This is a genomic window from Arthrobacter sp. AK01, assembly GCF_021109375.1.
Classification (GTDB): domain Bacteria; phylum Actinomycetota; class Actinomycetes; order Actinomycetales; family Micrococcaceae; genus Arthrobacter.
This window is the reverse complement of record NZ_JAJOHP010000008.1, coordinates 89,799-96,737: the sequence shown is the minus strand read 5'-3', so window position 1 is coordinate 96,737 and position 6,939 is coordinate 89,799. Positions and strand designations below refer to the sequence as shown.

5 protein-coding genes are annotated in these 6,939 nt (G+C 62.8%); 1 reads left to right on the top strand and 4 read right to left on the bottom strand.

Going from position 1 to position 6,939, the window contains the following annotated elements; translation table 11 throughout:
* Positions 1–73 precede the first annotated feature (73 nt).
* The 4 genes from LN996_RS04620 to LN996_RS04605 all read right to left on the bottom strand — a co-directional run bounded on the left by LN996_RS04620 (position 74) and on the right by LN996_RS04605 (position 5,632).
* Complete coding sequence (locus LN996_RS04620; RefSeq protein ID WP_090825484.1) at positions 74–427, bottom strand: hypothetical protein; 354 nt, start codon at positions 425–427, stop codon at positions 74–76.
* Positions 428–563: 136 nt separating this feature from the next.
* Positions 564–2,315 carry a 2-oxoglutarate dehydrogenase, E2 component, dihydrolipoamide succinyltransferase gene (gene sucB / locus LN996_RS04615; protein ID WP_231338992.1) on the bottom strand — a complete coding sequence of 584 codons (1,752 nt, stop codon included), beginning with the start codon at positions 2,313–2,315 and terminating at the stop codon, positions 564–566.
* Positions 2,316–2,428: 113 nt separating this feature from the next.
* Positions 2,429–3,811: a dihydrolipoyl dehydrogenase gene (gene lpdA / locus LN996_RS04610; protein ID WP_231338991.1), complete on the bottom strand. Its 1,383-nt coding sequence runs from the start codon at positions 3,809–3,811 to the stop codon at positions 2,429–2,431.
* Between the two features lie 297 nt (positions 3,812–4,108).
* Entirely contained in the window at positions 4,109–5,632 is a 1,524-nt protein-coding gene (locus LN996_RS04605; RefSeq protein ID WP_231338990.1) for a leucyl aminopeptidase, read from the bottom strand.
* A gap of 336 nt (positions 5,633–5,968) precedes the next feature.
* On the opposite strand from LN996_RS04605, the gene LN996_RS04600 reads away from it, so the two are divergent.
* Positions 5,969–6,907 (top strand): proteasome assembly chaperone family protein, encoded by a 939-nt coding sequence (locus LN996_RS04600; protein WP_231338989.1) that lies wholly within the window; start codon positions 5,969–5,971, stop codon positions 6,905–6,907.
* The last annotated feature ends 32 nt before the right edge of the window (positions 6,908–6,939 follow it).

Sequence of the window (6,939 nt, the reverse complement as noted above, 5' to 3'; positions counted from 1 at the left end):
GTCCCGCTGTGCATGGATGCACTGCGGGACGGCTGCCGTGGTTCAGGGCAATGTCGAGGGGAAGATACCCGGACTAGTTCCAGAGGGTGGCGATTGCGATGTTCACCAACGCCAGGCCGCCGACACCGTGGGCCAAACCAGTCGAAACTGGTTCGCCGTTCTTTACCTTGCGTGAGCCGATGACGGCAAGGACTGCAACGGCCACGCCGATGGCGAACTTAACGCCAAGCTTGAAGTAGTTGGGGTCGGCGTCCGGCAACAACGGGAACAGCCCCATCATTGCGATGCCCGTCAGGAGCTGAAGGAAAGCGCCGTCGCGCTGACGCGGGTGGACGGTTGGCTCCCTGAGGGTGGCGATCCAGTAGCCCACAATCATGGCTGCGCCGACGATGTGCAAGAACACCAGAATGTTGAAGAGAATACTCATGCCCCCAGCTTATCCAGTTGGTTCTACGTCACGTAGCAAAGCCACGCGCGAGTGGGTACAGCAAAGGGGCAGGCCACCGGTTTTCCCGGTAGCCTGCCCCTTTTGTCCTGTAGGCGCCGCCTACTGAAGCCGAGTCCTAGAGACCAAGGTCAGCTTCGAAAGCACCTTCCTCAAGGCGGGCCTTGAGGGTCTGCAGGAACCGGCCGGCGTCCGCGCCGTCCACCAGGCGGTGGTCATACGTCAGGGACAGGTACATCATGGAGCGGATGGCGATCGAGTCATCGCCATTTTCGTCGGCAACTACGACAGCGCGCTTGACGATCGCGCCGGTCCCGAGGATACCCACCTGCGGCTGGTTGATGATCGGGGTGTCGAACAGTGCGCCAACAGAACCGATGTTGGTGATGCTGAACGTACCGCCGGACAGCTCGTCCGGACCGATCTTGCCGTCGCGGGTACGGCCTGCGACGTCGGCGATCTTGCCGGCGAGGCCCGCAAGGTTCAGGTTACCGGCGTCGGAGATGACGGGAACCAGGAGGCCCTTGTCGGTGTCGACGGCGATCGCCAGGTGTTCGGCGTTGTGGTAGGTGATTTCCTGCTTGGACTCGTCGTAAGCAGCGTTCAGCTTGGGGTGCTGCTTCAGGGCCTCGGCCACAGCCTTGGCGATGAACGGCAGGAAGGTCAGCTTGACACCGTTCTGGGCCTGGAACGAGTTCTTGGCCTTGAGGCGCAGCTTGGCGATCTTGGTCATGTCGACCTCGTGCACCTGCGTCAGCTGGGTGGAGACCTCAAGGGACTCGCGCATGCGGCGGGCGATGACCTGGCGGATACGCGGGGCCTTCTCCGTGGTCCCGCGCAGCGACGATGCGACGACCGGGGCAGCAGCCTTGGCAGCGGGAGCTGCCGCAGGAGCCGATGCAGCGGGGGCTGCGGCGGCCTGCTTGGCTTCGGCAGCGGCCAGGACATCCTGCTTGCGGATGCGGCCACCGACACCGGTGCCGGAGACTGACGCGATGTCCACGCCATGCTGGTTGGCAAGCTTGCGGACCAGGGGAGTGACGTAACCGGATTCCGAAGAACCTTCAGTCGCGGGAGCAGCCGGAGCAGCGGCAGGGGCCGGAGTGGCTGCCGGTGCGGGTGCAGCAGCGGGTGCGGCCGCGGGAGCCGGAGTGGCCGCCGGAGCGGGTGCTGCTGCCGGTGCGGGTGCTGCTGCCGGTGCGGCCGGAGCCTGGGCAGGAGCCGCGGCGGCCTGGGCGGGAGCCGGAGCAGCTGCGCCGGATCCGATCACGGCCAGGACGGAACCAACCTCGGCAGTCTCGTCCTCGTTGACGCGGATTTCCTGCAGGGTCCCGGCAACGGGCGAGGGAATCTCGGTGTCGACTTTGTCCGTGGAGACCTCGAGGAGCGGTTCGTCGACCTCTACGGTGTCGCCAACGGCCTTGAGCCATCGGGTGACGGTTCCTTCGGTAACGCTCTCGCCCAGCGCGGGGAGGGTTACTTCGTGGCCTTCGCCGCCCGAAGCTGCGGGAGCTTCGGGTGCCTGGTTCTCTTCAGCGGCAGGAGCCTCTTCCGCCGGTGCAGCCTGCTCGGCCGGAGCAGCGGGTGCTTCCTCAGCCGGCGCAGCTTCTGCAGCAGGAGCGCCAGAGCCGGAGCCGTCGCCAATGCGGACCAAGGGGGCGCCAACTTCAGCCGTCTCGTCTTCAGCGACGAGGATTTCTTCGATGACGCCTGAGATCGGAGAAGGGATTTCGGTGTCTACTTTGTCGGTTGAAACCTCGAGCAGCGGCTCGTCGATCTCTACCCGGTCACCAACCTGCTTGAGCCAGCGGGTGACGGTTCCTTCGGTGACACTCTCACCGAGGGCGGGCAAGTTAACGGATTCAGACATGTCGTCCCCGTTCTCCTTATTGATCTTTGTGCGGATGAATTCTGCTGGTCCGGGCCGGGTGCATCCGGCAGATTCCGCTGCATGCACCCGACCCGTTTGTCTTGGGTAAAGACTTAGCCGTGGAGCGGCTTGCCCGCGAGGGCGAGGTGGGCTTCGCCCAAAGCTTCGTTGTGGGGGGGGGGGGCGGGGACCAGCTGGGCCACGTCCTCCGGGTATGCTTCCCAGTTCACGATCAGCTGGGCTTCGCCGATCTGCTCGCCGATGCGGGAGCCAATCATGTGGATGCCAACTACGGGGCCATCCTTCTGGCGAACGAGCTTGACGATGCCACCGGTGCCGAGAATGGAGCTCTTGCCGTTACCGGCAAGGTTGTATTCCTGGGTCTGTACCTGGTCGTCGCCAAACTTTTCCTTGGCGGCCTTTTCGGTATAGCCGACCGTGGCGATTTCGGGCTCGCAGTACGTGACCTTGGGGATGTTGATGTCTTCGACGATGGCCGGGTTGAGGCCGGCGATTTCCTCGGCGACGAAGATACCCTGCTGGTAGCCGCGGTGCGCGAGCTGGACGCCCGGGACGATGTCGCCCACTGCGTAGATGTTGCCTACGCCGGTGTGGAGACGCTCGTTGGTGATGACGAAGCCACGGTCGATGGTGATGCCGGCTTCTTCGTAGCCCAGGTTGGCAGTCACGGGGCCGCGGCCAACTGCGACGAGGAGGAGGTCGGCTTCGAACGTCTGGCCGTCAACCAAGGTGACCTTGACGCCGTCGTCGTTCTGCTCGACACCCTGGAAGAAGATGCCGGTGGTGAACTTGATGCCGCGCTTCTTGAACGCACGCTCAAGGTTCTTGACGATCGATGCGTCCTCGTTGGGAACCAAGGAGGGGAGGCCTTCGATGATGGTGACGTCCACGCCGAACGACTTCCAGACGGAAGCAAATTCGACGCCGATGACGCCGCCGCCAAGGACGATCGCGCTCTTGGGGATGTAGTCCATGGTCAGGGCCTGGTCAGAGGTGATGACCTTGCCGCCGATTTCCAGGCCGGGCAGGGAGCGCGAGTAGGAACCCGTAGCAAGGACAATGTTCTTGCCCGTGTAGGGGGTGCCGTTGACGACTACCGTGTTGTTGCCCTGAAGCTTGCCTTCACCCTCGATGACGGTGATGCCCTTGGACTTGATAAGTCCCTGAAGGCCCTTGAACTTACCGGCAATGATGCCGTCCTTGTAAGCGTTCACTGCCGGCATGTCGATGCTGTCGAGCGTGACGTTGACGCCGTACTTGGCGGAATCGCGTGCGTGGTCGGCCAGTTCGGCCGAGTGCAGGAGTGCCTTGGTGGGGATACAACCGTTGTGCAGGCAGGTTCCGCCGAGCTTTGCCTTTTCCACAAGGCCAACGGTGAACCCAAGCTGTACGGCCCGCAGGGCGGTGGCGTAGCCGCCGCTGCCGCCACCGAGTACCAGGATGTCGAATTCTTGCGCAGTTGCCTGATCGGCCACTAAAACGCTCCCTCGCGTGAATGATGACACGGGACTGGTGTCATCTGGTCTTTGGAACTTGTTCTGCCGTGATTATGCCAGCACCTAAGTTCTCTTGCATTTGTGACTATCGAGTTCACCTTAGCGAACCACCTACCCATGCTCCACCCTCTGCGGGCGTTTGTGGAGCGCTTGTGTCGAGACTCACGTTCACTTGTGACATAGCGCTACACGCCGCATAATTCCGGGGTTGTGCGGGCTCCTGCAGGGGTGTCCCGCGGGTGTCCGCACTACCCCGGAAGGGCGTGGGAGTGCCGCTTAGGCAGAAACTGCCAGGAGATCCTCGGCGTAGGCAACCAAGGTACGGACGGTGCATCCGGTTCCCTGCTTGGGGGTGTAGCCGTAGGGGCTCCCGTTGTTGAAGGACGGACCCGCAATATCGACATGGGCCCAAGGGATCTGCTGGCCGTCGCCGTTCTTGCCGACGAATTCGCGCAGGAAAACGGCGGCGGTCATCATGCCGCCGTTGCGCTCACCGATGTTGGCGAGATCGGCCACCTGGGAGTCCAGGCTTGGGCGCAGTTCCTCTGGCAGCGGCATCGGCCAGACCAGCTCGCCGGCCCTGTCTGCCGCGGATTTCAGGGCTGATGTGACTGAGTCGGAACCCATGACGCCAGCCGTGCGCAGTCCCAGCGCAATCAACTGCGCGCCGGTCAGCGTGGCGACGTCAATGATCACATCGGGCTTCTCGAGGCCTGCAGCGACAATACCGTCAGCCATCACCAGGCGGCCTTCGGCGTCCGTGTTCAGGACCTCCACTGTCTTGCCCCCGTAGACGGTCAGGACGTCAGCGGGCCGCTGCGCGGCACCTGATGGCATGTTCTCCGCGATGCAGAGCCATGCGGTTGCCTTGACGGGCAAACCCAGCGAAGCGATGGCCAGGACAGCGTTAAGTACGACGGCGGCACCGGCCATGTCGCTCTTCATGTCACCCATGCCGAGGGCCGGCTTGATGGAAATACCGCCGGTGTCGAACGTGATGCCTTTGCCCACGAGTGCGATCTTCTTCGTGGCCTTTACCGGGGTGTATTCGACCTTGACCAAGCGGGGCTGGCGGGTGGAACCCTTGCCTACGCCGAGGATTCCGCCAAAGCCTTCCTTTTCCAGCCGTTTCTCATCCCATACGGTCACTTTGACCGGCAGGCCCTTGGCGAGTTCCTTGGCGGACTCGGCGAAGGACTCCGGGTAGAGGTGGCTTGGCGGCTGGTTGACCAGGGTACGGGTGGAGTTCACGGCACGGGCCAAGACTGTTGCCCGGTCAAGCGCGGGTTGGGCTGCTTTGGGGTCGACATCCGAGAAAATCAGGGCTTTGGCCACAGGGGCCTTCAGCCCATCCTTGCTGGAACGGTGCTCCGTGTAGGAGTAGGCGCCCATGGCGGCACCTTCAGCAACGGCCGCGACGTCGGCGACTGTCGTCGTCGGGAACGCAAGAGTCACTGAGGAGACGCCGGCCAGTTGCCGGACCGCTGATCCAGCGGCGCGGCGCAGGGCCTCTTCGGTGAGGCTTCCGGCGTCGGACAATTTACCCACGCCCGCCAGGACCAGAATGCCCGAGCCCGTCTCGGGCAGGCCTGGAAGCCGGTGTGCCTGATCTGGGGCGCCGGTGATCCCCAAAAGCTTCAGGGAGCCAGCGACTGACTCGGCCGCTTTAGCGCTCAAGGGGTTCGTGAGCAGCACAGGCCCATCCGCGCCTTGCGCAACTCCAATCACAAGTGCGTCGCTGGGGGACTTTTTCAGGTCCTTGGCGATAATGCCCAGGATGATGTCAGTAGTCTTGACCACGAGGATGTTTCCTCACTTCTCTCTGCTTTTGCATGGCGGGGCCGCATGTTCGGCGGCCAGCCCCGGTACGTGCCCGACGTCCTCTTGCGACGGCGGCCTTGGTCTTCTGGGCCAGCTTCGCACGAGGATGCCGGCCCGTTTCGATCGTAGTCTCTCGAGCGCCGCGGACAGCAATTAAATGAGAGCTGCGGCACATCCGGGGCAGGAATGCCCGTTGGAGGTGCAGCGTTGTACGAATTAGTAGAATCCCGCAGCCAGGACTTTGTGCCCTCATGGTGCTCTTTGCCCGGCTGCCCGGGATCTTCCCTTACTTTGTCATTGCGAAAGGAACACGCCGTGTTTGAACGGATATCCGGCTCCCTCCTGGACCCCGAATCGCTATACGCGCGTAATATCGAGACCTTCCACAGCCCGGAGTTGCGCGGGCTGGACATGGTGATGGGCTTCACGGGCTTTGCCGATGCGGGCCATGTTGTCCGGCAGATCAACGCGGAACTGTTGGAAGAACTTGATGCCGAGGTGGTGGCCATGTTCGATGCCGACCAACTCATTGACTACCGTTCTCGCAGGCCCCACATCAGCTTTGTCGAAGACCATCTGCAGGACTACCAGGCTCCCAAGCTCGGCCTGTACAAGTTGAACGATGGGCTGGGCCAACCGTTTCTGCTGTTGGCCGGGTTCGAACCGGACCTTCAGTGGGAACGTTTCTCGCGTGCCGTCGTCGGAATCGTGGAACATCTCGACGTGAACCTGGTGACGTGGATCCATTCCATCCCGATGCCCGTGCCGCACACGCGGCCCGTCGGAGTCACGGTGCATGGCAACCGGCCCGATCTCATCGAGGGCATTTCCAGCTGGAAGCCCACGGTGGATGTTCCCGCGGCTATTGGCCACATCCTCGAACTCCGGCTCACGGAAGCCGAACGGAATGTTGCTGGCTACGTCATCCACGTGCCCCACTACCTGTCAGAAGCTGAGTACCCTCCGGCAGCCGTAGCCGGCCTGGAGTACCTGGGGGCCGCCACATCGCTGATGCTGCCCACGGACCGACTCCGCGAAGCGGGTAGGGAAGTGGGCCGCCAGATAGCCGAGCAAATCGAGGCGTCGGAAGAAGTGCAGGCGGTGGTCACCAATCTGGAGACGCGCTACGACGAGAAATCCGAAGGCGTTGTCCGCCGCTCCCTGCTGGCAGATGAGAACGATGAACTGCCCAATGCAGAAGACCTTGGCGCCGCCGTTGAGGCCTATCTGGCGCGTAAAGACTCGCCTCAATAAATCATCTTTGATCCGGCGCGGGGCATAATTGG